This window comes from Kitasatospora mediocidica KCTC 9733, from assembly GCF_000744225.1.
Classification (GTDB): domain Bacteria; phylum Actinomycetota; class Actinomycetes; order Streptomycetales; family Streptomycetaceae; genus Kitasatospora; species Kitasatospora mediocidica.
On record NZ_JQLN01000006.1, the window covers coordinates 639283 to 666138 of the forward strand.

19 protein-coding genes and 2 pseudogenes are annotated in these 26856 nt (G+C 70.6%); 7 read left to right on the forward strand and 14 right to left on the reverse strand.

What is annotated here, in order from left to right; genetic code table 11:
- Positions 1-37: 37 nt before the first annotated feature.
- The 4 genes from BS80_RS29180 to BS80_RS29195 form a co-directional block, all read right to left on the reverse strand.
- Entirely contained in the window at positions 38-2725 is a 2688-nt protein-coding gene (locus BS80_RS29180; protein WP_083975506.1) for a lectin, read from the reverse strand.
- Complete coding sequence (locus BS80_RS29185) at positions 2718-3794, reverse strand: PI-PLC domain-containing protein (protein ID WP_035803672.1); 1077 nt, start codon at positions 3792-3794, stop codon at positions 2718-2720. The genes BS80_RS29180 and BS80_RS29185 overlap by 8 nt, the downstream gene beginning before the upstream one ends.
- Positions 3795-3819: 25 nt before the next feature.
- On the reverse strand, positions 3820-5724 hold the full coding sequence (locus tag BS80_RS29190; RefSeq protein WP_035803674.1) for a phosphatase PAP2 family protein: 1905 nt from the start codon (positions 5722-5724) through the stop codon (positions 3820-3822).
- Between the two features lie 214 nt (positions 5725-5938).
- Positions 5939-6196 (reverse strand): hypothetical protein, encoded by a 258-nt coding sequence (locus BS80_RS29195; protein ID WP_157536663.1) that lies wholly within the window; start codon positions 6194-6196, stop codon positions 5939-5941.
- 363 nt (positions 6197-6559) lie between these two features.
- Here BS80_RS29195 and BS80_RS44285 point away from each other — a divergent pair.
- A pseudogene (locus BS80_RS44285) lies at positions 6560-6886 on the forward strand (SCO2400 family protein); the annotation flags it as partial.
- Positions 6887-7005: 119 nt separating this feature from the next.
- Here the strand turns inward: BS80_RS44285 and BS80_RS29200 are convergent.
- From BS80_RS29200 to BS80_RS29220, 5 genes are all read right to left on the reverse strand, one after another.
- On the reverse strand, positions 7006-7203 hold the full coding sequence (locus BS80_RS29200) for a hypothetical protein (RefSeq protein WP_035803678.1): 198 nt from the start codon (positions 7201-7203) through the stop codon (positions 7006-7008).
- A 144-nt stretch (positions 7204-7347) separates the two neighbouring features.
- A complete protein-coding gene (locus tag BS80_RS29205) occupies positions 7348-9099 on the reverse strand; it encodes a glycoside hydrolase family 35 protein (protein ID WP_035803679.1) in 1752 nt (583 codons plus the stop codon).
- Positions 9100-9247: 148 nt separating this feature from the next.
- Complete coding sequence (locus BS80_RS29210; RefSeq protein ID WP_035803682.1) at positions 9248-10591, reverse strand: ABC transporter substrate-binding protein; 1344 nt, start codon at positions 10589-10591, stop codon at positions 9248-9250.
- Positions 10592-10634: 43 nt separating this feature from the next.
- Positions 10635-11564, reverse strand: a complete 930-nt coding sequence (locus tag BS80_RS29215; RefSeq protein WP_035803684.1) for a carbohydrate ABC transporter permease — start codon at positions 11562-11564, stop codon at positions 10635-10637.
- A gap of 3 nt (positions 11565-11567) precedes the next feature.
- Positions 11568-12491 carry a carbohydrate ABC transporter permease gene (locus BS80_RS29220; protein WP_035803686.1) on the reverse strand — a complete coding sequence of 308 codons (924 nt, stop codon included), beginning with the start codon at positions 12489-12491 and terminating at the stop codon, positions 11568-11570.
- A 329-nt stretch (positions 12492-12820) separates the two neighbouring features.
- On the opposite strand from BS80_RS29220, the gene BS80_RS29225 reads away from it, so the two are divergent.
- Positions 12821-13810, forward strand: a complete 990-nt coding sequence (locus BS80_RS29225) for a LacI family DNA-binding transcriptional regulator (protein ID WP_035803688.1) — start codon at positions 12821-12823, stop codon at positions 13808-13810.
- A 53-nt stretch (positions 13811-13863) separates the two neighbouring features.
- Here BS80_RS29225 and BS80_RS29230 read toward each other — a convergent pair whose 3' ends face one another.
- Both BS80_RS29230 and BS80_RS38690 read right to left on the reverse strand, forming a co-directional pair.
- A complete protein-coding gene (locus BS80_RS29230) occupies positions 13864-14271 on the reverse strand; it encodes a hypothetical protein (protein WP_035803690.1) in 408 nt (135 codons plus the stop codon).
- A gap of 253 nt (positions 14272-14524) precedes the next feature.
- Entirely contained in the window at positions 14525-20014 is a 5490-nt protein-coding gene (locus BS80_RS38690; RefSeq protein ID WP_063772100.1) for an AAA family ATPase, read from the reverse strand.
- Positions 20015-20324: 310 nt separating this feature from the next.
- On the opposite strand from BS80_RS38690, the pseudogene BS80_RS42100 reads away from it, so the two are divergent.
- Positions 20325-20453: pseudogene (locus tag BS80_RS42100) on the forward strand (TIGR03842 family LLM class F420-dependent oxidoreductase); the annotation flags it as partial.
- A 186-nt stretch (positions 20454-20639) separates the two neighbouring features.
- Complete coding sequence (locus BS80_RS29245) at positions 20640-22193, forward strand: NCS1 family nucleobase:cation symporter-1 (protein WP_051967343.1); 1554 nt, start codon at positions 20640-20642, stop codon at positions 22191-22193.
- A gap of 109 nt (positions 22194-22302) precedes the next feature.
- Here BS80_RS29245 and BS80_RS29250 read toward each other — a convergent pair whose 3' ends face one another.
- Complete coding sequence (locus BS80_RS29250) at positions 22303-22575, reverse strand: helix-turn-helix transcriptional regulator (RefSeq protein ID WP_035804251.1); 273 nt, start codon at positions 22573-22575, stop codon at positions 22303-22305.
- Between the two features lie 173 nt (positions 22576-22748).
- On the opposite strand from BS80_RS29250, the gene BS80_RS29255 reads away from it, so the two are divergent.
- Positions 22749-23021, forward strand: coding sequence for a hypothetical protein (locus tag BS80_RS29255; RefSeq protein ID WP_157536664.1), 273 nt, complete (start codon positions 22749-22751; stop codon positions 23019-23021).
- Between the two features lie 277 nt (positions 23022-23298).
- Here BS80_RS29255 and BS80_RS29260 read toward each other — a convergent pair whose 3' ends face one another.
- Entirely contained in the window at positions 23299-23973 is a 675-nt protein-coding gene (locus BS80_RS29260; protein WP_035803696.1) for a Type 1 glutamine amidotransferase-like domain-containing protein, read from the reverse strand.
- A 539-nt stretch (positions 23974-24512) separates the two neighbouring features.
- On the opposite strand from BS80_RS29260, the gene BS80_RS38200 reads away from it, so the two are divergent.
- Positions 24513-24971 carry a hypothetical protein gene (locus BS80_RS38200; protein WP_051967344.1) on the forward strand — a complete coding sequence of 153 codons (459 nt, stop codon included), beginning with the start codon at positions 24513-24515 and terminating at the stop codon, positions 24969-24971.
- Positions 24972-25172: 201 nt separating this feature from the next.
- Positions 25173-25535, forward strand: a complete 363-nt coding sequence (locus tag BS80_RS29270; protein WP_198045648.1) for a hypothetical protein — start codon at positions 25173-25175, stop codon at positions 25533-25535.
- A 62-nt stretch (positions 25536-25597) separates the two neighbouring features.
- On the opposite strand, the gene BS80_RS29275 is transcribed toward BS80_RS29270, so the two are convergent.
- Positions 25598-26722: a DUF6183 family protein gene (locus BS80_RS29275; RefSeq protein WP_035804256.1), complete on the reverse strand. Its 1125-nt coding sequence runs from the start codon at positions 26720-26722 to the stop codon at positions 25598-25600.
- Positions 26723-26856: the final 134 nt, after the last annotated feature.

Below are 26856 nucleotides of genomic sequence, written 5' to 3' on the forward strand. Positions count from 1 at the left end.
GTGTCCCCGTGCCCGGCTGGGCACGGGGACACAGTCGTCAGGCGGTCGTCGGTACCGTCCAGCGCTGGCCGGTGGCGGATGTGCAGGTGGTGATGGTCAGTTGGGTGCCGTTACCGGCTCCCGAGCTGCTGTCCGTCAGGCACAGGCCCGAGACCGGGTTGACCAGCTCACCCGAGGAGTCCGCCGTCCACTGCTGTGCGGCGGTGCCGTTGCAGGTGTGGAGTTGGACCCCCGTTCCGACAGCCGTGGTGCCGCCGGTGACGTCCATGCAGTTGTTGAGGACCTGCAGGGTGTGGTCGGGGACCAGCTTCCAGGTCTGAGCGGCGGTGCCGTTGCAGGTGTAGATCTGGATGTGCGTCCCGTTGGAGGTGCCGGAGCGGTCGTCGTCGACGCACTTGCCGGTCGCCGTCCCGGTGATCGCCCCGGTCGGCTCGGGTACGGTGCCGTTCGGGGTGCCGTCGTAGGACGGCGGGGCGTCCGCCGGGGCCGAGGCCCAGGAGGTGTTCGGTGACGAGTCCAGGGTGAAGTCCAGTACGGCGCCCGAGGCGGTGGCCGCCGCCGGGAGGTATGCCTTCGACCATGCGCTGCCGTTGACGGCGAGGCTCTGGACGTACGGAGAGCCGTCGGAGGCTGCGGGTGCGTTCACCGTGAGCGTCCTGCCGGTGTTGCCGATCGAGACGACCGCCTGCGGGAACAGCGGGCTGCCGATGGCCAGATCAGCGGTGCCGGGCGTCTGGGGATAGAGGCCGAGCGCCGACCAGACGTACCAGGCGCTCATCTCCCCGAGGTCGTCGTTGCCGGGCAGCCCGCCAGGTGTGTCGGCCCACAGTTGGTCCTGGACCGCCCGGACCGTGCTCTGGGTCTTGTACGGCTGCCCCACCCAGTCGTACTCCCAGGGGAGTTCGATGCTCGGCTCATTGCCCATGTTGGACTGGGTGCCGATCACGCTGCCGAGCCCCTGGAACCCGGACAACACGCTGTCCAGGTAGCTCGCCAGATTCGCGTTGCCGCCCTCCAGCGAGGCGAGCCGCGCGATGTTGAAGGGGATCATCGGGGTGTACGTGAACGCGTCGCCCTCGGCGAAGTCGTTGCTGGAAGTGCCGCTGAGCAGCTTGGGATTGAAGCCGTCCATCCACCTCCCGTTGGAGTGCAGCGGCTGGATGTAGCCGCTGGAGGTGTTGAAGGTGTTCTCCCAGTCCTGCGCCCGGTTCCTGAAGCGGGTCGCGTTCGCGCTGTCGCCGAGCGAGGCCGCGAACGTGGAGAGTGCGAAGTCGTCGGTGTCGTACTCCAGTTGGGTGGACGTGGTGGCGTACTGGTGGCAGCAGCCGTAGATCGAGTTGGTCGGCAGGTAGCCGAAGCTGTCCAGATAGGTCACGCCCGGTGTGACGTTGGTGTCGGTGGTCTGCTCCTGCACCATGGCCGACAGTGCTGTGGCGGTGTCGAACCCCGTTGCGCCGAAGGCGTGGTAGTCCGCCAGCACGGGCACCGCCGAGTCTCCCACCATGATGTAGGTCTCGCCGGTGGCCATCCCCCACTTGGTCAGCGTGCCGCCCTGGGTGTAGTCGTTGACGATCGACTGCGCCATGTCCGAGGCAGCGGCAGGGTCCAACAACGCCGTGAGCTGGGCCTGGGAGCGGTAGATGTCCCAGTTGGAGAAGTCGGTGTACTGCGCCGAGTGCCCGCTACCCACCGCGTGGACCGCGCCGTCGTAGCCCCGGTACGAGCCGTCCGCGTCGCTGAGCACGCTCGGAAAGAGCGCGGAGTGGTACAACGCCGTGTAGAAGGTGGCCTGTTGGGTGGCGGTGCCGCCACTGATCGCGATCCGGCCGAGCTGACTGTTCCACGCCGAGCGGGCTGCCGCCGCCACGGCGTCGAAGGTCTTCCCGGTGACCTCGGCGTCGCGGTTCGCCCGCGCCTCGGCAACCGAGGTGTAGGAGACGCCGACCCGGGCCTCCACCGTGCTGCCACCGTCGAAGGTGAGGTACTCCCCGCCGGGCCCGGCCGAGGTGGTGGCGTAGCTGCCACTGGCCGTGATCGGGTGGTCGAAGGAGACCGCGAAGTAGAGCGTGAACGGGTTTCCGGCCTCGCAGAAGCCGGTGCTGGTCGTCGAGCCGGTGACCTCGTTGCTGCCGTCGACGCTCACACTCGACCCGGCATACGGATTCTGGCTGTGATCGAGCTTGAGGATCAGGTCGGCCGGCGCACCGGCCGGGTAGCTGAACCGGGCGATGCCCGCCCGGGTGGTCGTGGTCAGCGCGGTGCTGATCCCGTTGTCCAGGGCCACCGAGTAGAGACCCGGCGAGGCCGTCTCGGCCGAGTGCGAGAAGGACGCTGTGGTCGAGTCCGGCGAGGAGCCGATCGCACCGCTCACGGGCATGAACGGCACGTCCCCGGCCGCCGAGCAGCCCACGCCGGACACATGGGTGAGGCTGAAGCCGGAGACGCTGGAGTCGCCGTAGCTGTAGCCGCCGCCGTTGGGCCGTGACGAGGTGTCAGGGCTCCACTGCAGCATCCCGTGCGGGACGTCGGCGCCGGGGAAGGTGTTGCCCGCGCTGAAGTTGCTGTTGGACGCCGTGCCGACGAAGGGGTTCACCAGTGCGGCCGGGTCCGCGACCGCGGTGGCGGTGTGCGCGGTGTGCGCGGTGGCGGCGTGCGCGGGTAACGCCGGCAGCGAGAGGCCGAGGACCGCCGCGATCAACAGCCGCACCGCTCGGATGTCAGCCACGCTCAAGCACCTCGCCCAGCACCGCGTCGGCGGGTGAGGTGGACCAGTCCGTCGAGACGAACGACGCGCCGTCCGCGGCGAGGAGCGCGATCCGGGCCTGCGCGTCGGCGAGGCTCGGCGCCGTGGAGCTGAGCGCGGGCGCGACGTCGTAGGCGTCGGTGACCACGGTGAGGTAGTGGTTGGCGTTGTACCACTCGGTGTTGCCGTCGCCCACCCAGGTCCCGGCGTCGCCGTCGAAGACCACGAACCACGGGCGCAGTGAGGCGTCCGCGTAGCGGCTGCGCGGGTCGCCGCCCTGCGCGTTCAGGACGCTCGGGAAGATCTGCGCGTCGGCGATGTTCCCGTCCGCCGCCAGGCTCTGGAGGTGGGCGGCCTCGACCGCGTCCGTCCAGCCGGAGGCGGGGCTGACGGCCTGTTCGACGGTGCCGGGGATGGCCTCGACGATCACCTTGCCGGCGAGCGCGGAGCGGGTGGCCCAGTTGTTCGCCCGGGCCGCGGTGTCCAGGTCGGGGTAGCGGCTGCCGTCCGGCTTGGTGAGCAGGTCGGCCGGGGTGTAGACGAGGTCGCCCAGGTGCGCCTTGACGTAGCCGTCCAGCTCCGTGGCGTCCAGGCCGATCGAGGAGTTGAAGCCGTTCTTCATCTCCAGCTTGACCATGATCGGGCCGTGTGTGGGGTGGGCCCGCATCCAGATCCGGATGTCGTCCAGGCAGCTGTCCAGGTTCTGGTTGCGGTTGCCGGTGTAGAGGTCGGCGGGGCCGGCGGCCTGCACGCAGTTGTTGTTGCTGCCGAGCGGGTTGCTGTGGCTGACGTTCCACTTGTGGGTGAAGACGTTGGCCCAGGCGTCCAGTTCGATCAGCGAGGCCCCGCTGTCGAGCGCGTTGGCGAGGTAGGTGTACTGCGCCTTGTCGTCGTAGGTGTTGTGCAGGCCGACCGCGGTGGCGCCGGCCAGGGTCTGCGCGCCGAGGTCGTCGGCGTGCACCGGTGCTGCCGGCAGGGCGAAGGTCAGCGCGAGCGCGGACAGCGCGGGGAGGGCGGCGCGGAGTAGTCGGTTCTTGGCGGACGGGGACATGCCGGACTCCTTCGAGAGGGGGGAATCAGCGCAGGGTCAGTCGGACCGAGACGCCGTCGTGCGTGTAGACGGGGACGGCCCGGTAGCCGTCCGCGTCGATCGTGACCGTGCCGAACTGGCCTTGCAGGGAACGGGCTTGGAGGACCGGCACGGTGAGGTGGCGAGGCCGGTCGGTGCCGTCCAGGCGCAGGACGAGCACGCTGGCGCGGTCGAGCACCACGCGTCCGGCGACGTCGAGCCCCGGTGTGCCGCCGTGCCGGAGCACCACCTCCAGCGTGGAGCCGGCACTCTGCGTGTAGCCGCCGCGGCACTGGGCGCTGCCGTCGGCCGGGTCCAGCCGCAGCGTGCCGCCGGTCAGCCGGACGTCGCCGCGCCCGAGGGCCTCGCGGGAGGCCGCGACCAGCGTGCCCGCCGCCACGGTGGTGCCACCGGTGTAGCGGTTGCGGCCCGACAGCGTCAGCGTGCCGGAGCCCTGCTTGGTTAGGCCGCCGCATCCGTCGATGTCGCCCCGCCAGGCATCGGCCGCGCTGAAGCCGCCGTCGGCGGCGTTCATGACGACCCGTACGTCCGTGTCGAAGCGTCCGAAACCGTCGGCCGCCGCGAACAGGTTCAGGTGCCCCCACTGCTCGTCGCCGTCCAGCAGGACGTACCCCGAGGGCAGCGCGGTGGTACGCAGCACCTCGCGCCGCTGGGCCGCGTCCAGGTACGGCAGCCGGGTCTCCAACAGCACCTCGGCGCCCTTGGGCACGGTCATGTCGAGAGAGCGGCCACGGCGCGGCAGTACGTAGGTCAACCGCGGTGTGACGAGGTCCGCGTTGGCCTCGCGGTCGGCGTAGCGGTCGGTGTCGGGCCCCGCCGAGTGCGCGAAGGCGTTCAGCGAATCCGCCGAACTGCCGCTCTGTGACTGGAAGTACGCAGCTGCCTGGGTGCGCGCGGCGGCCTTGAGCGCGGCGTTCGCCGGGTCGGCCAGGGCGGCGGCGGCCAGCGCGCTCCCCAGGATGCGGCCGCCGATGACGTCGACGGGCGAGTGCATGCCGGCGACGATCCGGGTGTGGCTGAGCTCCATGGCCCGCGCCACCAGCTCCTGGAACCGCTCGGGGACGGCGTAGGCCAGCGCGAGCGCGGCCAGGTGGAACGCGTTGGTGTGCCCGCTGGGGAATCCGCCGTCATTGGCGGGAGTGGTGCTGCGCTGGCGCAGCAGCTGCGGTGCGACGACCACGTCGGACTTGTAGACGGGATAGCCGAAGCCGTCCGTCGTCCCGGTGTCGACGACTGTGCTCTGCTCGGTCATCCGCCAGGGGCGCGGGTACTCGTAGGCGAACTTGCTGGGGTTGCCCGAGGCGTGCGGGCCGCGCAGCGTGTTGACCAGGGTGACCACCTGGCCGAGCGCGGAGTCGACGGCCCCGGCGCCGAGCGCGGAGCCGGCCGGCGCGTCGGCCGGGAGGGTTTCGGTGACGGGGGCGGCCGGAGTGCCGTCGGGGGCGGAGGTGATGCCTGTGACGGCCTTCGCGCCGGTTCGGTACAGGTCGGCGAGCGGACCCAGCCCGGCGATCATGGCGTAACTCTGGTCCTGCCGGTCATAGATGAAGGCCTCACGGGCCTGCGCGTCGGTCCGCCGAGTGGTGACCTGTGCGCAGTAGCGCATGTTGGCTCGCAGGATGTCGGCCATCAGCGGCGAGCCGGTGTTCCAGGCCGCTCCGGTCTTCCAGAGCTTCTCCATCCCCGAGAGGATGCGCACGTCCGCGTTGCCCTGCGGGGTGAGGTCGGCCATGGTGTTGGTCGCGTAGGCGTCGACGAACGCGGGAGGTCCGCCTGCCGCGTAGGCATGCTGAGGCTCTGTCAGAACACCGAGGGCGAGCACGCCGACCGTGGCGCCGGTCGCGCTCTTGAGGAAACCGCGTCGGGGCATGCTGTTCAGTTGCGTATCCATGTTCGTCTCTCCGTGCCGGTCGACCATGACAGAAGCGCGCGGCGGAGGAGCTAGCCACGCTGGGCGATCGGAGTCTGTGGCAGACCCGTGACGAGCGGTGGTACGGGCCGCGTGAGGCACATGAACAGCAGCCGTGTGAACGCTAACATCAGGGGTGCGTTCTGAGGTCCCTTACGCTGCACATCGTGAGGGACCGCCTTGTCGTGGAGGGGCGTCAGGACGGTTCCACGTCCAGGGCGGTGGCGAGGGCTGCTGCCGGGTCGCGGTCGGCGGGACCGGCCGGCCACCAGGTGCCGGACTCCTTGCGGTAGGGGTACCAGTGCCGATCCGTGCCCAGGCGCAGTTGTGCGGAGCCGGCGGCGACGGTGAGGCGGTTGCGGGTGGCTCGCAGGGCGGGGGCGCGCTCGCCCGCCCAGGCCTGCTTGACCGCGTCGCGGTGCGGCCTGTCGGCGAGTTGGTGCGCGGTTGCCACGGTGCGTGTGCTGCCTTCGAGCGGGTCCGACTTGGTCTGTGCCAGTGAGAATAGTGGACAGGAACTGCCGCGGGCGGTGGACCGGCAGGTCAACTCCGACGGCACGGTGGTCGGCGTGGAGTCCGGGCTCCCTCGCCCTGCAGCGCTGACCCCAGCTGGACGGGCCCGGCGCGGTTCGACGGACGGATCAGGCCCGCGATGCTGTTTGGCAGGTCCACGTGATCTTTTCAGAAGCATCACAGAGCACGCCTTTTGCCCAGGTCAAGGTCCTGCTTACGCTCCTGGAGGCGAGGAGGGCGAGGGTACCCAGCGCCCCGCGCGAGGTCACCGGATCCGGTGACGCGGCACCCACGGAAAGTCCGCATGAGCTACTGCCAGTTTTGTCGACGCCACCTCAACGGCGCGCTGTCCTGCCCCGGTTGCGGCGCAATTGCTCTGCCCGTGGCAGTCGTGCCGCCGGCTCGATCCCATGCCGAGCCGCATGCCGAGCCGCCGTACCCGGCCGAGCAGCCGCCCGCAAGCGCCCCGGCGCTGTCGGCCCGGTCGGCCGACCGGCAGCGCGGCAAGCGGCGCGGGTCGGGCCGGCGGCGCGGGGTGCTGGTCCTGTCGATGGTCGGCCTGGTGGCGGGGGGTGGGCTGGGCACCGTGGCGATGTCCTCAGGCCATTCGGACGGCACGGCGGTTCCGGCCTCCGCACCCGACACAGGGCTGCCCCGGGCGACGGACGGAGCGAGCCCGAGTGCCAGCTCCGTGCAGGTGATCGGGCAGCCGACGGCGGGGGCGCGGCACAGTGCCGGCGCCCGCCCGAGTCACTCACCCTCACCCTCAGCGTCCGTCACCGCCGTCGCTTCCGCGAGCGCCGCGGCTTCGGCCACGGCCCCCCGGCCGTCGGCGACCACGCCCGCTCCGGGTGGCACCAGCACCCGTCCGGGAACGGTTGCGCCCTCAGCGCCGACGAAGCCGACAACGACACCGGTGCCGAAGCCGGCACCGACGGCCACCTGCACCCAGTTCCTCTTCTGGTGCACCTGAACGCCCGGGCACACCCGGAGCGAGGGCCAGGCGGAACCAGACCCGCTTGCCCCGGGTGAGCTGGTGGACGTCGAACTCCTCCACGAACTGCGAAAGAGCTCGTCCTTGCCCCCAGGCGGCTACTCCTCGGTCGGCCCGAGGTCGGGGGTCTCGCGCAGGTCGACGGTGCGGGAGCGGTGGGCGGCGTGCAGCTCCAGCACGGTGATCTCGTTCTCCCCCGGGCGCAGGACGGGAGCGGGGACGTAGAGCGAGCGTTGCGGGCCGCGGGACCAGAACCGGCCGAGGTGGAACCCGTTGACCCACACGTTGCCCTTGGCCCAGCCGGGCAGGTGGACGAAGCTGTCGGCCGGTGTGCCGACCTCGAAGCTGCCGCGGTGGAAGGCCGGGCCGACGACGGGTTCGGCGCCGCCGGTGAAGGCGAGGCCGGTGAGTGAGGTGAGGGGCAGCGGCCGGTTGGTCCAGCCGGTCAGTTCGGCGCCGTTGAGGTGGACCTTGCCGAGGAGTCCCTTGCGGTCGTGCATGCCCGGTCCGTAGTTGACCCGGCCCTGGTTCTCCACCAACAGGCGCAGGACGCTGCCTTCACGCGGGACGGTCAGTGCGATGGCGCTCTCGTGGTTCTCGCGTTCCAGGACGCCCACGGGTTGGCCGTCGACGAAGACCTGGGCCCGGTCGCGCACCTCCTCGACCTCCAGCAGGGCGGGACCTTCGGTGGGCAGGGCGGTCTCGTAGAGGACGAACCCGAAGTCCTGGCCGAGCTGTTCCATGGTGAGTGGTTGTTCGGACGGCGCCGGTGCGCCCAGGAAGGGCAGGTTGTCGAACAGCGGGGCGCTCTCGATGAGCGCGACTGCGGGTACGGCGAGCTTCGTGCCGCACCCGGGTGCCGGCTCGGCGGGCACGGGGGCGTACTTGGCGATGACCTTGCGGAACGCCTCGAACTTCTCGGTGGGGTCGCCGCTCTCGTCGAGGGGGGCGTCGTAGTCGTACGAGGTGATGGTGGGCCGGTAGGTGTGCTTGTCGTTGGCTCCGTTGGTGAATCCGAAGTTCGTGCCGCCGTGGAACATGTACAGGTTGACCGAGGCGCCGGTCGACAGCAGGTCGTCCAACTCCAGTGCGGCCTGGGCGGGATCGCGGACCACGTGGTGGCCGCCCCAGCGGTCGAACCAGCCGTTCCAGAACTCGGTGCACATCAGCGGGCCGACGGGCTGGTGGGCGCGCAGGGTGGCGAGGCCCCGCCCGGAGTGGCTGCCGAAGTTGGCGGTGGCGAGCGTGCCGGGCAGCGCTCCACGCTCCAGGTCGGTGGGCTGGTCGCAGGTGAAGAGGGGAACGTCGACGCCCAGGTGACGCAGGAGGTCCGCGAGGTGGGCGAGATGCGCGGTGTCGCCGTCGTACGCGCCGTACTCGTTCTCCACCTGCACGGCCAGGACGGGGCCGCCGTGGGTGGCCAGCTGGTCCACCAGCGGGGGGATCAGGTGGGTGAAGTAGCCTTCCACGGCGGTGAGGTAGGCCGGGTCCTGGCTGCGCAGCCGGATGCCGGGGTCGGCCAGGAGCCAGGACGGCAGGCCGCCGCCGTCCCACTCGGCGCAGATGTACGGGCCGGGGCGCAGCAGGACGTGCAGCCCCTCGGCGGCGGCGAGGGTGAGGAAGGCCGGAAGGTCGAGTTCCGCGTCGAGGCGGAATGCGTCGGGCCGTGGCTGGTGGAGGTTCCACGGGACGTAGGTCTCAACCGTGTTGAGGCCCATCAAGCGGGCTTTGCGCAGGCGGTCGGCCCAGAGGGCGGGGTGGATGCGGAAGTAGTGCAGGCCGCCGGAGATGATCCGGAACGGCTCGCCGTCGAGAGTGAACTCGTCGCCCTCGATCTGCAGGACGGGCATGGTGCTGGTACTCCGTATGTCGTCAGGCGGCCCGGGGGCCGGGGGAGGGGAGCTGGTGACGGGCCGGCGGCACGGGGGACACCCGAGCAGGTCGCGGGACGAGACCCGGTGGGTGTGCGCGTGCCGCCGGGCGTACGGCAGGCAGGTGCTACTGACCGGTGGTGAAGCCTTGGCCGGTGCCGTACTTGACGGAGGCGTCCTGCCAGGCCTTCAGGCCGGATGCCAGGGGAGTACTGGAGACGTAGGCCTTGCCGACGGTGTCATTGAAGACGGAGTTGGCGTAGACCTGGTACGGGAGGTACTGCCAGCCGGTCACGACGCTCTTGGCGGAGTCGGAGAAGATCTTGTTGGCCTGCTGGCCGCCGAAGTAGGGGAAGGCGGTGTCGAGGAAGGCCTGCGAGTTGAGGTCGGCCGTGGTGGCGGGGAAGGCGCCGCCCTTGATGCGGTCCTGCGCGCCGTCGCCGGCGTTCGCGAACTTGAGGAAGGCGTAAGCCAGGTCCTGGTGGGCGCTGGATTTCATGACCGCGAGTGAGCTGCCGCCGTTCTCCGAACTGGCGCTCTGGCCCTGCCGCCATTGCGGGAGCGGAGCGACCCGCCAGTCGCCGGAGGCCGTGGGCACGCCGGAGGCGAGGTTGGCGGGCATCCAGGCGCCCATGGCGAGGGTGGCGATGGAGCCGTCACCAAGGCCCTTGTACCACTGGTCGCTCCAGGAGCTGACGGGTGCCACGAGGTGCTCGGAGACGAGCTTCTGCCAGGTGTCGGTGAACTTCGCGCTGCCCGGATCGGTGAAGTCGACGGAGACCTTGGTGCCGTTCACCTTGTACGGGTGGCCGCCCGCCTGCCAGATCATGCTGGTGGTGAAGCCGGCGTCGCCGGTGTCGTTCGTGATGTAGGCGTTGGGGTCGGCCGCGTGGAGCTTGCGGGCGTCGTCGACGTACTGGTCCCAGGTGGTGGGTACCGTGAGGTCGTACTTGTCGAAGACCTTCTTGTTGTAGAAGAGCGCCATCGGGCCGGAGTCCATCGGCAGGGCGTACACCCCGCCGTTGATGCTGACGGAGGTCCAGGGGCCGGGCGAGTACTGCTTGGAGAGATCGGGCGCCCCGTACTTGGACAGGTCCTGCAGTGACTTGCCGAGAGCGAACTGGCCCAGCGCGTAGTACTCGATCTGGGCGACGTCGGGGGCGCCGTTGCCGGCCTGGACCGCGTTCTGCAGCGCGGTGTACTGCTTGTCACCCGTACCCGCGTTCACCAGATTGACGTGCACCTTGGGGTACTTGGCCTCGAAGTCGGTGACGACCTGCTTGAGGGTGGGCTCCCACGCCCACACGGTGATCGAGCCGCCCTGGCTGAGTGCCGTGTCGAGGCCCGAAGCGGACACCGGGCCGCCGTCGCCGGAGCCGGTGGTGCTGCTGCTGCAGGCAGTGAGTGCGAGCGCGGCGGCGCACACCAGACCGAGGCCACGCAGCGTGTGCCGGACTGCCTTGGTTCTCATCTCAGTTCCTCCGATATCGGGGTGGGTGGGGGGCCGGCGGCAGTCACTCCTTGACGCTGCCGGCGGCAAGGCCGGACTGCCAGTACCGCTGGAGCAGGAGGAACGCCATGATCAGGGGAAGGATGGTGAGCAGGGAGCCGGTGATCACCAGGTTGAACACGGGCTGCCCGCCGGCGGTGGCCGCCTGGTCGTTCCACGCGTTGAGTCCGAGCGTGAGCGGGTACCACTTCGGGTCCTTGATCATGATCAGCGGGAGGAAGTAGTTGTTCCAGGTCGCGACCACGGTGAAGAGGAGCACGGTGACGATGCCCGGGGCGAGCAGCGGGAGGCTGATGCGGAAGAAGGTGCGCAGTTCGCCCGCCCCGTCGACGCGCGCGGCCTCCAGCAATTCGGTGGGGACCGCCTCGGAGGCGAACACCCACATCAGATAGAGCCCGAACGGGGAGACCAGCGAGGGGATGATGACGGCCCACGGAGTGTTGGTCAGCCCCATCTTGCTGAACATCAGGAAGGTGGGGACAGCGAGCGCGGTCGTGGGCACGGCCACGGCGCCGATGACGAGGGCGAACACGGTCCGCTTGCCCCGGAAGCCGAACTTCGCCAGCCCGTAGCCGCCGAGCACGGCCAGGAAGGTCGCGCCGCCCGCGCCGAGCACAACGTAGAGCAGGGTGTTGAGCAGCCAGCGGCCGAAGATGCCGTCGTCGTAGGTGAGCGTCTGCCGGATGTTGTCCCACAGGGCGAAGTGGCCGCTGAACCAGATGCCCGGGGAGCCGAGCAGGTCCGTCTGGGTTTTGGTGGCGCTGATCACCAGCCATGCCAGGGGCACCACGGTGTAGAGCACCACCAGGCCGGCGAGGAGGGTGACCGACACGCTGCGGCGGGGGCGGTCGACCGAGTGGACCCGCCGGCGTATGCGTGGAACGTCGGTGGAGTGTTTGCGGGCCCGGGCCGGGGCGTCCGTTGCGGTGGGCATCGGTCACGCCTCCTTTCGCATGCCGCGCAGCTGGAAGGCGTAGGCGATGACCATGGTGATGACGCCCATGACGATCGCTACCGTGGCGGCGTAGTTCTGCTGCCGGCCCGAGAAGGACAGCGTGTAGGTGTAGTAGTTCGGCGTGTAGAACGTCGTGATCGCGTTGGGCGCCGGGACCTTGAGGATGGCGGGCTCGTTGAAGAGCTGGAAGCTGCCGATGATCGAGAAGACGGTCGCGATGACCAGGGCCCCGCGGATGGCGGGGAGTTTGACGGCCGTGATGACCCGCCACTGCCCGGCACCGTCGATCTCGGCCGCCTCGTAGAGGGAGCGCGGGACGACGCGCAGCGCCGAGTAGAAGATGAGCATGTTGTAGCCCACGAACTCCCAGGTCACGATGTTGCCGATGCTTGCGAGCACCAAGCCTGGCGACAGCGGGTCGGGCAGCGAGACGCCGAAGGCCCGGTTGATGTCCCCGACCAGGCCGAAGCGCGAGCCGTAGAGGAACTCCCACATCAGTGTGGCGACGACCGCCGGAACGGCGTAGGGGAGGAAGACGGTGATACGGAAGAAGCTCTTCCCGTACAGCCGCCCGCTGTCCAGCGCCAGCGCCGCCAGCAGCGCGATCCCGAGCATGACGGGGACCTGGACGGCCAGGAACAGCGCCACCCGCCCGAAACCGGACCAGAACTCGGGGTCCTGGAAGGCCTGTTGGTAGTGGTCGAGGCCGACGAAGGTATTGCCGCCGATCAGGCGGTCCTGGAACAGGCTGAGATAGACCGAGTAGCCGATCGGCGCGAGGAAGACCAGGGCGAACACGGCCAGGAACGGCCCGATGAAGCCCCAGCCGACCAGGCCGCGGCTGCTCCGCCTGCGCGGTGGGGATCCGCGACCCGCCGATGCGGCGGGTGGTGAGGTGATCGTCATGACCGTCCCGTGGTGAAGATGGTGGCGGGCTGCTCGCTGACGGTGCCCGTAGCAGCGAAGCGTCCGGCATCAGCTCGATGTTTACGTAAACACTCGCGGCGTCACGCGCTGGACGTTTGCGTAAACATTGGATTACCGTGATGTTGGCACCGCCGCCCGAGAAGCGTCAAGAGGAAGCCGTGGTTTCCGATCCGTGTCGGCGGCGGGCACCACCAGGAAGGGGATACGTGGGCAGGGCAAGGGCTTTGACGTCGTCAGCGGAAGCCGGTGACGGCGCGGCTGCCGCAGAGGGTGCGACACGCGGACGCACACGACAGCGGGGTGCTTCCATGGCCGACGTCGCACGTCTGGCCGGTGTCTCCTCGCAGACCGTCTCCCGCGTTTCGAACGGCAGCACGGGCGTCGTCGAGGAGACGCGCCAGCGGGTCCTGGCCGCCATGAAGGAGCTGGGCTACCGCCCCAACAGCGCTGCGCGCGCTCTGAAGGCCGGCGAGTTCCGGACCCTGGGAGTCATCCTGTTCACCCTCTCGACGACCGGCAACGTCCGAACGCTGGAGGCGATCACCCATGCCGCCGCGAGGGAGGGCTACGCCATCACGCTCATGCCGGTGGCCGTCCCCACCCAGACCGGCGTGCACGGGGCCTTCACCAGGCTCGGCGAGCTCGCCGTGGACGGCATCATCGTGATCATGGAGGTCCACCTCCTCGACGCCGCCACCATCTCGCTGCCACCGCACATCCAGGTGGTCGTCGCCGACTCCGACGCGGGCCAGCGGTACAGCGTGGTCGACACCGACCAGAGCGAAGGCGCTCGCCTGGCCGTCCAGCACCTCGTCGACCTGGGTCACGACACCGTCCGGCACCTCGCGGGGCCGGCCGACTCGTTCGCGGCCCAGCGTCGGACGGACGCGTGGCGTGCCGTACTCGAGGACGCGGGCCGCACCGTGCCGCCCATCGTGCGGGGCGACTGGTCGGCGGAGTCCGGCTACCGCGCCGGGCTGCTGCTGGCGGCTGATCCCGACTGCACCGCCGTCTTCGCCGCCAACGACCAGATGGCCCTCGGCCTGCTGCGCGCGTTCCACGAACACGGCAGACGCGTTCCCCAGGACATCAGCGTGGTGGGATTCGACGACATCGCCGAAGCCCGCGACTTCATCCCCCCGCTGACCACCGTCCACCAGGACTTCGCGGATGTCGGCCGGCGCTGCGTCGAAGGCGTGCTGCAGCAGATCCGCAACCAGACCGCGGAGCAGGGCACCACCCTCGTCCCCACCCGGCTGGTCGTACGGGAGAGCACCGCCGCCCCGCCGTCGTGCTGACACGCCGTGCGGGTCCGCCGGTGAACCGGCGGACCCGCACAGCGTGTTCGGGGTCAGAGCCCGGCTTCGAGGATCTCCTGGATGTGCTTGGTCCGCTCCTCGACGTGGTGGGTGTTGGTGTCCGACTTGTGGTCGAACGTCAGCACGCCGTCGGTGAAGGTGATCCCGGTCGGGCTGAAGTACTCACCCGTGTTCCTGACGACGACCTTCGAGACCCCCTCGCGGAGCGCGTCCTTGCCCATGTCGTCGGCCCCGACCGCGCTGAACGCGTCCACCAGCGGCTGGAAGTACACCTGTGGGAAATACTCGGCGTAGCTGTCGGCGTAGTCGGGGACGGCCAGCTCCTGCCAATCCACCTCGATCGGCACATCGAACCCTGCCGCCGCGTCGATCCGGGACTTCCAGCCCGGGTAGTCGTCGTTCTTGAACCGCTCGACGCTGCGGCGTTCCGCCAGGCCCATGCGAAGCCTCCAAAGTGTCCGTTGTCGTTCTGCTGCTCGAAAGCAGAGCGCTGATGTCCTCGACGTGCCCGCCCGGCAGCGTGCGGGGCGGGCAGGGCCAATGGGCCGGGTCGAGTTCTTCGCTTGCGGTGATCCTTTCCGGTCGCGGGGGCGGCCGGCATCCGTAGGATCACGGCAATCACCTACGCAGCAGCAGCACCCGGCTCGGCCGCGTCGCCGCCGGGCCACCGTCGCGTCCTGCGCGGGCGAGCGCCTACCGGGACTCCCGGGTACCGGCGGCCAGTCGCGCCAGCAGGCCGGCGGCATCGGCGGCCAGGCGCGCCGAACCGCACTGGTCGGCCAGCACCGCGGCCCGCCGCAGCCAGCCGCCCACCGCGTCGGTCCGCCCCGCGTCCAGCGACACCGTCGCCGCCGTGAGCAGGGTGCGGACCAGTTCGATGCGATCACCGGCGTCGGCGAAGTCCGCGATGGCGTCCTGGGCGCAGCTCAGGGCGCTGTCGGTGTCCCCGTACACCGCGTGCGCCCGCAGCCGGGCCCGCAGGGCGAAGCCCTGGCGGCCCACGGACGGCAGCTGGGCGACGCTCTCCTCGGCCAGCCGCGCCCAGCGCTCGACGGAGGCCGGGCCACCGCTCGTGGCTGCCGCGTGCGCCAGCAGGTCGCACCAGCGGGGCCGGCGCCAGGCGGTGAGCCTCGGCAGCTCCTCCCCGCCCGCCACGTCCAGCAACTGCCAGCCGGCGCCGGCCGGGTCACCGGTGAGCAGGACGAATTCGGCATGGAAGCAGCGGACCGAGACCGCCCACGCGGTCGGCCTGCTGTCGGCGGCTGCCCTGGCGCGTTCGGCCGCGGCGGTCGCCTCCGCCAGGTCACCGGGGCCGGCGCGCCAGAGCAGTGCCTCGGCCCGCAGCATCATCAGGATCGCCTCGCCCGCGGGGTCGCGGATCCGTCCGACGTCCCGGTCGGCTTCGTCCAGCGTGGACAGTGCGCCGGAGAGGTTCCCCGTACGGAGCCGGGCGTTGCCCAGGAACGTCAGCAGATGCGGATGGATGTAGGTCTGCCCGGTGCGCCGGGACAGGTCCGAGCCACGGGCGAGATGGCGCTCGGAGTCGGCCAGTCGTCCCATCATCCCTTCGGTCAGGCCCACCTGCTGCACGGCTTCCAGGGAGGCCACGAGCATCGTGTCCGGGACGGTGTCCAGGATGTCGGTGGCCCTGGCCAGCGTGGCCAGCGCAGTGGCCTGGTCTCCGGCGAACAGGTGGCCGAGTGCGGCCTTGCCCAGGGCGTTGACCTCGCCGACCGGGTCGCGGTGCGCACGGGCGAGCCCGGCGGCGGTCTCGGCGTGCTGCCGGGACGTCTCGTAGTCCTGCACGTCGTAGGCGTGGTCGGCCAGTTCCGCGTACAGGGCCGCGGCGGTGGCCGAGTCGTCCTCGGTCAGCGCGGCGAGTCCGGCGCGGGCCAGGGCACCGGCCTCGGGGTAGCGGCCCATCCGCCGTTCGACCCGGCTGGAGTCGGCAAGCGCGGGTGCCCCGTCGGCCGGCCCGCCGGGAATGTCCGAACGCAGCGCTTCGAGCAGTGCCTTGGCCTCCGCGGCGTCCCCGGTCAGCAGCCGGGCCCGCGCCAGCAGGACCTTCGCCTCGTACCAGTGCGTCCCGCCTTCCTGCAGCAGCGACAGGGCGGCCTGCAGATGGCCGGTCGCCACGGCCGGAGCGGAGTAGAGCATGCCCCGGGCCGCTGCGATCAGGGTCGTCGCGTGTTCGGGTCGCCAGGGGTCCGCGGCCCGTGCGACGTGGTAGGCGCGCTCCGCGATCGGTGCGGCCCGCCGGGCGAGTTCGGCCTCGGCGCGCCGGTGCAGGGTGAGGCGGCGGCTGGGCTCCAGCCGTTCGTAGACGACGTCGGCGACCGCTCGGTGACGCAGTGACAGCCGCGGCGCGGGCTCGGTCGGACGGACCAGGTCGAGCCGGGTCAGCCGGTCCACTGCGGCCATGGCCGCCGAAGGGTCCAAGTCGGCGACCGCGGACAGGAGTTCCGGGTGGAACGAATCGCCGAGGACCGCCGCGACCTGGACAACCGTCAGTGACACGGCGTCCAGACCGTCGAGTTCGCCGAGGATCGCGGTCCCGGCATCGGCCGCCGTCCCACCATCGGCGGCCAGCACCTTGAGGTACTGCGGGTTGCCCCCGGCCAGGCCGTGCAGCTCCTCCAGGTCCGGCCGGTCACCGAGCAGTTCGCGGGCCTGCTCCGGGGAGAGCGGTCCGAGGTTCCACACCTCCAGGAGCCCGGCGGACGACGCACGGGCGAGCACCGCCGCGAGCGGCGACGAGAGACGGCGCTGCCGATAGGCCATCAGACACAGCGCCGGACCCGTGACGGTGGCCGCCAACAGCCGCTCCACGTCGGCGATCCGCTCGGGCGCGAGATCGTGCAGGTCGTCCACCACCGCCATGACGGCGGAGCGGTCGTCGGCGCGCGCCGCGAGCTCGTAGACGTCCACGATGTCCGGTCCGGCGGACAGCGGCGGCGGCAGCGGCGGCAGCGGCGGGTGCGTGCCGCGTGCGGCGAGCACGGGGACGCCCTGGGCGCGAGCGTGCGCAGAGGCCGTCCACAACAGGGAACTCTTTCCGATGCCCGGCTCGCCGACCAGCACGACCGCCCGGCCGACGCCCGCCTTGAGGTCCTCCAACATCCTGGTCAGCGAGTCGAGTTCGGCGTCCCGGCCGAGGAGCCGGGGCGTGTCGGCCACGGCCCGCGGCGTCAAGGGTGAGAGATGGCCGGCTGCGGGACCGTCAGCGGGCAGCGGAACCTCGGGGGCAGGCCGGCGCACCTGCGGGTACGCCCGTTGCGGCCCGGTGTTGCGGCTGACGATGACGGCCAGCGCAGCGCGACTGGAGACGCCGGTCTTGCGGTAGATCCGGGCGATGTGGGATTCGACGGTCCGTGGGCTGAGCACGAGCTTGTCGGCGATCGCGGCGCTGGTCAGGCCCTCTGCGACCAGTTCGGCCACCTCCCGTTCGCGGCTGGTCAGGGAGACCAGCTCGTCCGCCGGTTCGGCCGGGGCGGCGAAGACCACCGGCTGGATGCTTTCGGCGAGGCCGGTGAGCAGGTGCGCCCCGCCCTCCGAGGCCAGACGCGCTCCCCGGTGCCACATCTCGGCCGCACCGGTGCTGTCGCCCGTCGCCCGCAGGTGCGGAGCGGCGAGGAGCAGTGACTGTGCTTCGCGGAGCGTCGCCCGGGACCGGACGCTCTGCTCCGCCGCTGCCGTGAACATCCGGGCTGCCGTGGCCGAGTCGCCGTGATACGCGGCGATCCGGCCGAGGCTGCGCCGCGCCGCGCCGCGCTGGGCCGGCAGGCCGAGTTGCTCCGCCTCCTTGCGGGCACGCTCAGCCCAGCGCACGGCTGCGTCGGTGTCGCCGACGGCGAGGGCGGCGCCGCTGAGTATCTCCAGACAGTTGGGGCGCGTCGTGGGCTGCAGCCGGCGCAGGTCGCTTCCGCCGCCGGCCCGCAGCAGGATGTCCGTTGCCCGGTGCGGATCGCCGGCATCGAGCGCGGCGGAGGCGAGCATGCACTGGGCCAGCGTCGCCCACCAGCGGTCGTTGCCGCCCGCGGCGGCGGCGGCCTCCTCCGCGACGGCCAGTGCGTTCGGTGGTGCCGGTCGGCCGGCCTGCTGCAGGATCTGGGACTGGAACGCCAGGGTGAAGGCGAGCAGCTCGTCACTGCCCACCGTGCGCGCCATCGGCTCGGCCTCCTCGGCCAGTTCCAGCGCGCTGGTGATCCGGCAGGTGCTGAAATGGATGTAGGCCTTCGCGGTCAGGAACTGCGGGACCAGATAGGCCTGTCCGGTACGCCGGGCGATCTCCAGCCCGCGGTCCAGATGGCCGTCGGCACCGGAGTAGTCCTCCAGGAACGCCTCGGTCCAGCCCAGCGTGCACAGCGATTCGCACAGCTCGGCGACGTCGGAGTCGGCCAGGGTCCGCGCGAGCGCGGCTGCTGATGCGGCGACGGTGCGGGCCGTTCCCAGGTCGCCCTCGTAGGCCTCGCCCAGGGCGATCCGAGCCAGGGCACCCAGTTCGCCGATCACGTCGCCCAGCGAACGCGCTGCGGCCAGAACCTCGTTGATGTCGGCTCGGGCTCGCGGATAGCGGGCGGCGGACAGGACGCAGGAGCACAGTTCCAGGCCGATCCGGACCGCGTGCGACGCCGACGGGCCGGGGGTGCGGGCCAGTTCACGGCGGAGCATCGCCTCGGCCTCCTGGTGGCGCCCGAGCTGCCGCTCCAACTGGCCGCGCAGCGTGGCCGCGGCGGCGCGGATGTCGTCGTAGCGGTCCGGGGCCGGCATGTCCATCACCTGCTGCAGGAGGTCCCGGCCCTCCTGCAGTCCGCCGCTCACGCCGAGTGCGCGGGCTCTGAAGAGCGTCAGTTCGCGCCGTGCGGCGAGGTGTTCCGAGCCGTTCGGCAGCAGCCGCAGGACGATGCCGAGCCAGTGCGCGGAGGCGGCCGGAGCGGTCGCGGCGCTCTGCTCGGCGGCCGCGACGAGGACATCGGCCGCCTGCGGATCCCAGCAGGTCACCGACCGCTCGACATGGTAGGCCTGCTCGATGACGGTGGCTCCGGCGGCGGCGATCTCTGCCGAGGCCCGGCGGTGGAAGTCCTCCCGCAGCCAGGGGTCGATGTTCTCGTGGATGAGCTCCCGGACCAGCGGATGGCGCAGTGCCAGCCGTCCGCCGTGTCCTCGCCGCAGGAGATCGCGCTGCATCAACCCCCGCAGCGCGTGGATGACCTCCTCGGAGCCGGACCCGGTCAGTACGCCGATCATCCGGGGGGTGCTCTGGTCTCCCAGGACGGTGGCTGCCTCCAGGACCCGGCGTTCCAGCGGGCTCAGGGCTGCCAACTCGTCCAGCAGCAGTGCGCCGAGCCCGACCGGCAGGCCGTCCGGCTCTCCCGACACCGCTCGGCCCGCGACGGGGGAGGAGCGTCCTGGTGCCTTGCGGGCGTCGCGGTGGGCCTGGAGGAGGGTGAGGAAGTACAGCGGGTTGCCGTCGCTCGCCGCGTACAGCTCCGAAGCCCGCGGCAGCGGCAGATCTGCGGCCAGGCCCTCGACGCAGTCACGTTCGGGCAGGGGCCCCAGGGTGATCCGGAGCGCGACCCCGCTGTCCACGCCACGCGCAAGCGACGTGCTCAGCACGGGTGGAGTCTGCCGACCCCGGCGCGAGACGACCAGGAGGAGTGGAGAGGACACGGGATGGCGTGCCAGGTGATCCAGCAACTCCAGCGACGCCGGGTCCGCCCAGTGCAGGTCGTCCAGTACCACGGCGAGCCCGTGCGGGCCGAGCCGGCCCAGCAGGGCCGCAGTGGCCTGGTACAGCGCGAACCGGTTGCCGCCGCCCGGGGCGGCCGGCGTGTCGGTGACGCCCCGCAGGGCCGGCGACAACTCCGCCAGCGCGGGGAAACGGCGCAGCACCGCGGGGCTGAGGTCGGCGAACGCATCGGCGAACGGCCGGAACAGGCTGTGCTGTTCGTACTCGCTGGCCTGCCCGCTGAGCACGGTCATCCCCCGGCTGCGGATCCGCGCGCCGAACTGCGCCAGCAGTCGGCTCTTGCCGATGCCGGCCTCACCCGTGACGTCGACGATGGCCAGTCCGCCGTCCTTGAGCCCGTCCAACACCGAGTCCAGCAGCCGGACTTCGGCAGCTCTGCCGACGAACGGCAGCTGGCCGGCGCGCTCCGGTCGGTCGCCGTACGCCTCGACCACGGGTAGCTCCCTTCAGATGAATCCTCCGCAGGGCTCAGAACGCCGAATGTGCGAGGGCAGGCCGTAACCTCGGGTCTTTGACACGGGTTCGGTGGGCTGGCAGCAGCCTAGTCGATGCCACGAGGGGCTACGGGTGCGCGGCAAGGCATCGATGGTGCTGTCGCGGGGCACAGTGGTCGTGGACGACGGCAGCTACCTGCGTCGCCCCGGTCACGGCCGGTTCAAGACCCGCGCCACTTGCCAGTTACCTCACCTGAACCCCTTCCCTCAAGTTCCAACTTCCCAACTCTCGGACCACCGGAGGATTTTCGTGGAGATCGGCCTCGTCCTGCAGACCGACCCGCCCGCGTCGCTGCTGATCGAGCGGATGGTCGTCGGCCCGATGGTCACCAACCCGTCGACTCGCACCGGGGAGGTCTCTGCATCGTTGTTCGCGACCCAGCCTGCCACCCTCGGCCGCCAGTTCGCCGTCTACGCCATGCACGACGCCGTGGAGCCGACCATCGACGCCTACGGCACCAGCGTCATCCCCGCGATGAGCTGACCGCCCGGCCCGGCCCAGCGCCGCGCCCGCCGGCCTCTGTCCCGTCCCCACGCGAGACCCCGCGAACCGAGGTGGCCGTTCATGTCCGCAATCACTCCGCCGCCCACGGCGGCGCAGACCGTTCATCCCGACGGACGAGTCGAACTCGCCGCGGGAGTCGCCCTCACCGACCCGCGCTTCACCAACGAGGACCTCGTACCGGTCCCGGTCGATCGCAGACGCTGGACCACGTACAACTTCCTGGCGCTGTGGGTTGGCATGGCCCACAACATCCCCTCCTGGACCCTCGCCTCGGGCCTGGTGGCGCTCGGCATGGACTGGAAGCAGGCGGTGCTGACCATCGCCCTGGCCAACGTCATCGTGCTGGTCCCGATGCTGCTCACCGGACACGCCGGCACCAAGTACGGCATCCCCTTCCCGGTCTTCGCCCGCGCCTCGTTCGGCTTGCGCGGCGCCAACCTCCCCGCGCTGATCCGCGCCGCGGTCGCCTGCGCCTGGTTCGGGATCCAGAGCTGGATCGGCGGCGAGGGCATCTTCCTGCTCGCGGGCAAGCTCCTCGGCCACAGCTGGCAGACCGCCTCGGCGATCGGCGGGTTCCCCTGGACGCAGTGGCTCTCCTTCCTGCTCTTCTGGGCGCTGGAGATCGCCATCATCGTCCGCGGTATGGAGACGCTGCGCCGGTTCGAGAACTGGGCCGCGCCCTTCGTCATCGCCGGCGCGCTGGCCTTGCTCGCCTGGATCGCGGTCAAGGCCGGAGGCTTCGGCCCGCTGCTCGACCAGCCCTCCAAGCTGGGCTGGGGCAGCGGCTTCTGGAAGATCTTCTTCCCGTCGCTGATGGGCATGATCGGCTTCTGGTCGACGCTGTCGCTCAACATCCCCGACTTCACCCGCTTCGGAGGCAGCCAGAAGGCGCAGATCCGCGGACAGGCGCTCGGTCTGCCCACCACGATGACCCTGTTCGCCCTGCTCTCGGTCCTGGTCACCTCCGGCTCCCAGGCCGTCTACGGCACGCCGATCTGGGACCCGATCGCGCTCGCCGCCAAGATGGACAGCGTGGCGGGCACCCTCTTCGCACTGCTGGTGGTGCTGGTCGCCACCCTGTCGGTGAACATCGCCGCCAACGTGGTCAGCCCCGCGTACGACCTCTCCAACCTGCTGCCGAAGATCATCAGCTTCCGTACCGGCGCGCTGATCGCCTGCGTGGTCGGCATCGTGATCTTCCCCTGGAAGCTCGTCGCCGACCCGCACATTTACATCTTCACCTGGCTCGGCGTGGTCGGCGGCCTGCTCGGCACCGTCGCCGGAATTCTCATCGCCGACTACTGGATCATCCGCCGCACCCACCTGGAGGTGGGCCAGCTCTACACGCCCGGCGGCCGCTACTGGTACGCCGCAGGCTGGAACTGGAGGGCAGTGGCGGCCTTCGTCGTCGGCGGCCTGCTGGCCGTCGGCGGCTCCTACGGCGGCCCCTTCCCGACCGGCGGTGTGATCGGCTTCCTCCAACCGCTCGCCGACTACGGCTGGGCCGTCGGCCTGGCCTCCTCGCTGGTGCTCTACGTCGCCTTCACCCGACTGGCGCCGCCCATGGAGAGGGCCACACCGACCGCGGACGAGCCGGCCACGGCCGAGGTCTGAGCTCGGCCATCGCGAGAGGCCGGCCGGCCCATCCTCACCAGGCGGCTTCCCGGCCCGCGCGGTCGCTGAGAGCACAGGTCACCATGCGCGCGCCGGAGGTGACGGGGGATCAGCGCAGGAGGGCGGCAAGGAGTTCGGCGATCGTGGGGCCGCTGTCGGCCGGGTGGCGCAGCTGCTTGCCGTCGATGACGTGGTAGTGGTTGGAGCGCCCGCGCCGTTCGTGGCTGAGATACCCGGCGTCTTCGAGGTCGACGATGATCCGCTGGACGGCGCGTTCGGTCAGCATGCACTTCGCGGCGATGTCCCGTACGCGGACGCCGGGGTCACGTGCGATCTGGACCAGCACGCGGGCGTGGTTGGTCAGGAAGGTCCACTGGCGCATGCTCGCGGGTTTGTCGTCCACCTGGTCAGGATAGTGCGGGATCCAGCGGCTCTGGGCGGAGGCAAAAGGGGGACATCGAATTCGTGTATTGCTTGACATGTCAGCCGAACAGGCCAACAGTTGAGGGAGCGGCCGCGTCGGAGGTGTTGCTGCGCGAAGCAGGAGGATCAGCCGTGGAACGAGTGAGCCGTGAGGGTGTGGAGCGGTTGTCCTCCTTCCTGGAAGCCAAGCTCGGGCAGCCGGACCGAGACGGAGCAGAGGCCGAGATGGTGAGTCAGGCGAGTCGCACCTTGCGGCACGCCGTGACGGGGATCGACGCCTTCCTCTCGGCCGAGGAGGCCGGGGCGGCTTCGGTGCCGTCGATGCGGGCGCACGCCGAGGAGCTCTGGGTAACCCTCGAACGCATGGCCGGCGTCTGGCCGGACGCTCCTCGGTCTGACCGATAGCGGAAGGGACGCCGGTGACGTCAATGGCGCTGTCGTCCACGTAGGGGCTGGCCGTTCCTACCCGCCAGGCGGTGCGGTTGTTACAAATCACTGGTGCCATCGGCGCTTTCACGATCCGCTCCAGCGTGGCCGAGGCCCTGTCAGCACGACCTGCCCGCGATCGCGTGCGATCGCGGGCCGCCTCGGCAACCGCCCCCGCAGGACTCTGGAGACGGCAGACCCCGGCCGAGCTATGCGCAGGCGCTCGGGCAGGATGACAGCAGCGACGTAGCGATGATCACGCGACGCCGTTGAACAGCTTCCAGTGGCCCTCGGAGACCACTTCCACGGTGCCGTCGACCACCTTGATGGCGGTCTGATCGTCAATCGCATAGGCCGGACCGGCGATCCCGGCCGCCCATCGTTCTGCGTCGGCCATGGTGTTCTCCGGACAGGCCGGGTGATCCAGGTGCGGGAAGATCGAGAAGTCCACCACGCCCAGCGTGCTGTCGCCGCCGGTGGGCGGCAGCCAGCCCACGAAGTCCTCCCCGATGCGGGGGGTCATCACCATGCTCCCGGCGCTGAGTCCCACGTACACCAGGTCGGGCAGCGATGGCAGGAGTTCGGCGAGCCCGGACTCCCGCATCCAGTGACTCAGGTAGAGCGCGTCACCGCCGTTGACCAGCAGGACGTCGGCCGCCCGGACCCAGGAGACCCAGTGTGCCCGGTCGATGCTGGGCAGCGCGGTGAGCTCCAGCACGCCCACCGACTTCCACCCCAGATCGGTCATGGGGAGGGGGGATCGCCCGCTGACGAAGCGCCATGGCCCTGCCGGATCGGCGCCCGGCGCCCCGTACCCCGCCGTGGGGATGCAGAGGGCGCTGGACTCGGCGATCGGCTTGCCCAGGAGGTCGACCAGCGCCTCCTGGATGCTCGCGTTCTTGACACCGGAGTCGGTGAGGAGAAGCTTCATCATGTCCTTCCCGGGGAATGGCACGGACGCGGTCGGTGCCGGCGGCGCGACCGAATGCCTCATGATGCCGAATGCCACTGACAGTGGTGCTGTGCTCAGTGTCTTCCAGGGGGCAACCGGCCCTGTAGTGCCCTGTCCGGAGCCGGCCGCACGCGGCAACCGGGGCATGGGCGGCGCCTGGACGATGTTGATCCCCGCGAGCGTAACCAGCACCCTCGCGGCGGCGCAGTCACCCGTGGATGTCATCCCGGAGTTGACTGCGCATCAGGTCGAGTGTCAGCCCTGCTCGACGGGCCGTCGCGCCCTTCCCCGAGGTGCAGTACCTGCCGTAGTGGCAGCGTACGGACCGCGCGCTACGAGGTTGCGCCGCGGTCCGTACGGGACCTCTGGCAGAGAAGGAGCAGCTCGTGCGTGAAGCCGGACGGCCGCATTGTCCCGGCCTGCTCCAAGGCCTCGGCGACGACCGACCACAAGCCGGCGTTCAGGCGCATGGACCCCGTCATCCTTCCCCGCCGGGCGGCATGGCAGGATCGGCCCTCATGACCACCAAGCACCGTCTCTCCGTCGGCACCCAGTCGCCGCTCATGTCAGTTCTGTCCAGACTGCGCATCCTCCACCACACGGCCGAGCGGGACGCGGCCGACCACGCGGCCGGCCACACCATCGAAATGATGTGCCTCACCACCACAATCGGCGGCGAGAAGCGCATATCGATCGGTAAGGGGAACACGATCGCCCGGCTACGCAACGGTGTCCTCGTCCTCACCCTCGGACAGCAGCCCCAGTGGCGCGAGCGCAGGACGCGCGAGACCACTGAGCTGCAGCCCCCGTTCGCTCTCGAAACCGTCGAGCCGAAGACACGGCTCCACGCACGGTACGCGTGCCTTCGACTCGGCACGGGCGCCGGGGAGTTCGACATTCTGGTATCCCCGCGCGACGAAAGGCTGCTGCGCCTGGCCCTGGCCCCCGTCGAGGCACACCCGTCGCGCACGAGCTGACAGCCGCGCGCAGGTCACCCGTAAGGGGGCGCAGGTCTCACGTCTCCCGGTCCGTGCCGCACTCGACGAGGAGCCGTGCGTTCGCGGCGTTCTGCACGGCGACGCCGAGGACGTGGTTCACGAGTGTGCCGGCCGACCGGCACCGGCTGAGGCGGCGGAACCTGTTGGCCCGTGATGACGCGCCGCCGGTACGGTCGGTCCGTGTGTACCTACGCCTTCGTCCACTACAAGCTGCACTACGCGTGCGTATCGTGCCGGATCAGCTTCAAACGCCATCCCAGCAACGCCGGGCACACCTGCCCGCGCTGCGCCGGGCCACTGCTGTGTGCCGGCCACGACTTCGCGGCACCTCGCCGCAGCAATCGCAAGGCGTGGTCGGTCGTCGCGGTGGTCCTGGGCGCCGGGCTGCGCTACGAGGGATTCGAGCCGTGCGGTTGCGGGCGTGATCCGAAGTTCCGTCCCCGTACCCGCGCCCAACTGCGCGCCCGCCGCAGGGTCGCGACTCGGACCGGCACTCCGCTCGCGGAGCTGCTCGGCCAGGCCGACCCGCTGGAGAACCGCTGATCACGGCAGGACTCGACACCGTTCACTTCGCCCAGCTCCCCACCCAACGAACCACGGGCACCTCAGTCGGTATCAGTCGCGGCCAGCACGGCCAGGCGCCGACGGCCCGGGGACAGCGCGGCCAGGCCGATGTCCCAAGCCACCTGATCGAACCACTGCGTGTCGGTGCCGAAGCCATACCATGCGCAGTCCAGCACCTGTGCTTCGGCCTCAGCGGAGGTGGAGCCCTCTGGGCTTCCAGCCAGCGCGGCCAGAGACCGCCAGGCCGCCAACCGGCCGTAGGCGCCGTAGGAACCGGAGTTGTACGCGCCTCCCGTCGCCGCCGCCGCGAACAGCACCTCCCATGCCTGGGCCGGCGGAAGGACGGCTACCGACGGAGGGGTCGTCCTCCCCGCTTCGTGCAGACACTCCAGTCCCAGCGTCAGGAGCGCGGTCGGGACGGACTCGGCGTCCAGAGGTTCGGCGAGGCCGAACACGCGCGCCTCGATGCGCCCGTTGGACTCTTCGGCCCAGTTCGCGACGGCCTTGGCCATCGCCGTGGCAGCGGCCTGTGTGGTCGTCTCCTCCGCCGACGGGACGCGCGCGTCCGCGATCACAGCCAGTTCGCCGCTCTTCGGCCGTCCGTACGGCAGCGAGTGGCTGCTGCCACGGATGCTGTGGCTCGGCAGAACCGCAGTTCCCTCCAGGTCGGACAGAGCCAGCGGCAGCCACCTCAGCGGGTGATGGCTCCAATGCGGCGACGTCGCCCAACCCGTGATCCCCGGCGTGTCCTGGACGTCCACGCCCCGGAGAACCAGCTCATGGACCAGGCAGGCCCGAAGCTCCTCCGAAGTGCGTCCGGTGAACGCCGCAGCCAGGTCGGCCGCCTCGTGGCTGGATGCCAGCAACGAAGCCGTGTAGCGATCCAGTTTCCTGCTGGTGACTTCATCCGAGGAGATCATCCGCAGCGCCTCGGTGACATTCCCGGGACCGGCGGTGGTGCTCAACAGTCGAAGCAGAAGGTCGAAGACGCTTCGGTACTGCCACACCTGCCCCCCGGTGCCGTACGTCCTGGCGAGCGCGATGCCAAGGTCCGCGGCAAAGGCGGCATCCCCCTGCGCGACCCGGCCCTCGGCCACTGCCCGCACGCCGGTGACGTCCTTCAGGTCCGGCAGCCCCGTCACGATCTTCTGTATCTCATCAGCCACGGCCCTGAGCCTACGCATCCGACGGCCGCAGCTCATCTGATAAATCACCGCCGACTGGCGCGCGGCCGGCGGATCTGCTCAGTCGAGGCCGGCCTTGTTCGCGCGTCACCGTGGCAACGCTGGAGGCACCGCGT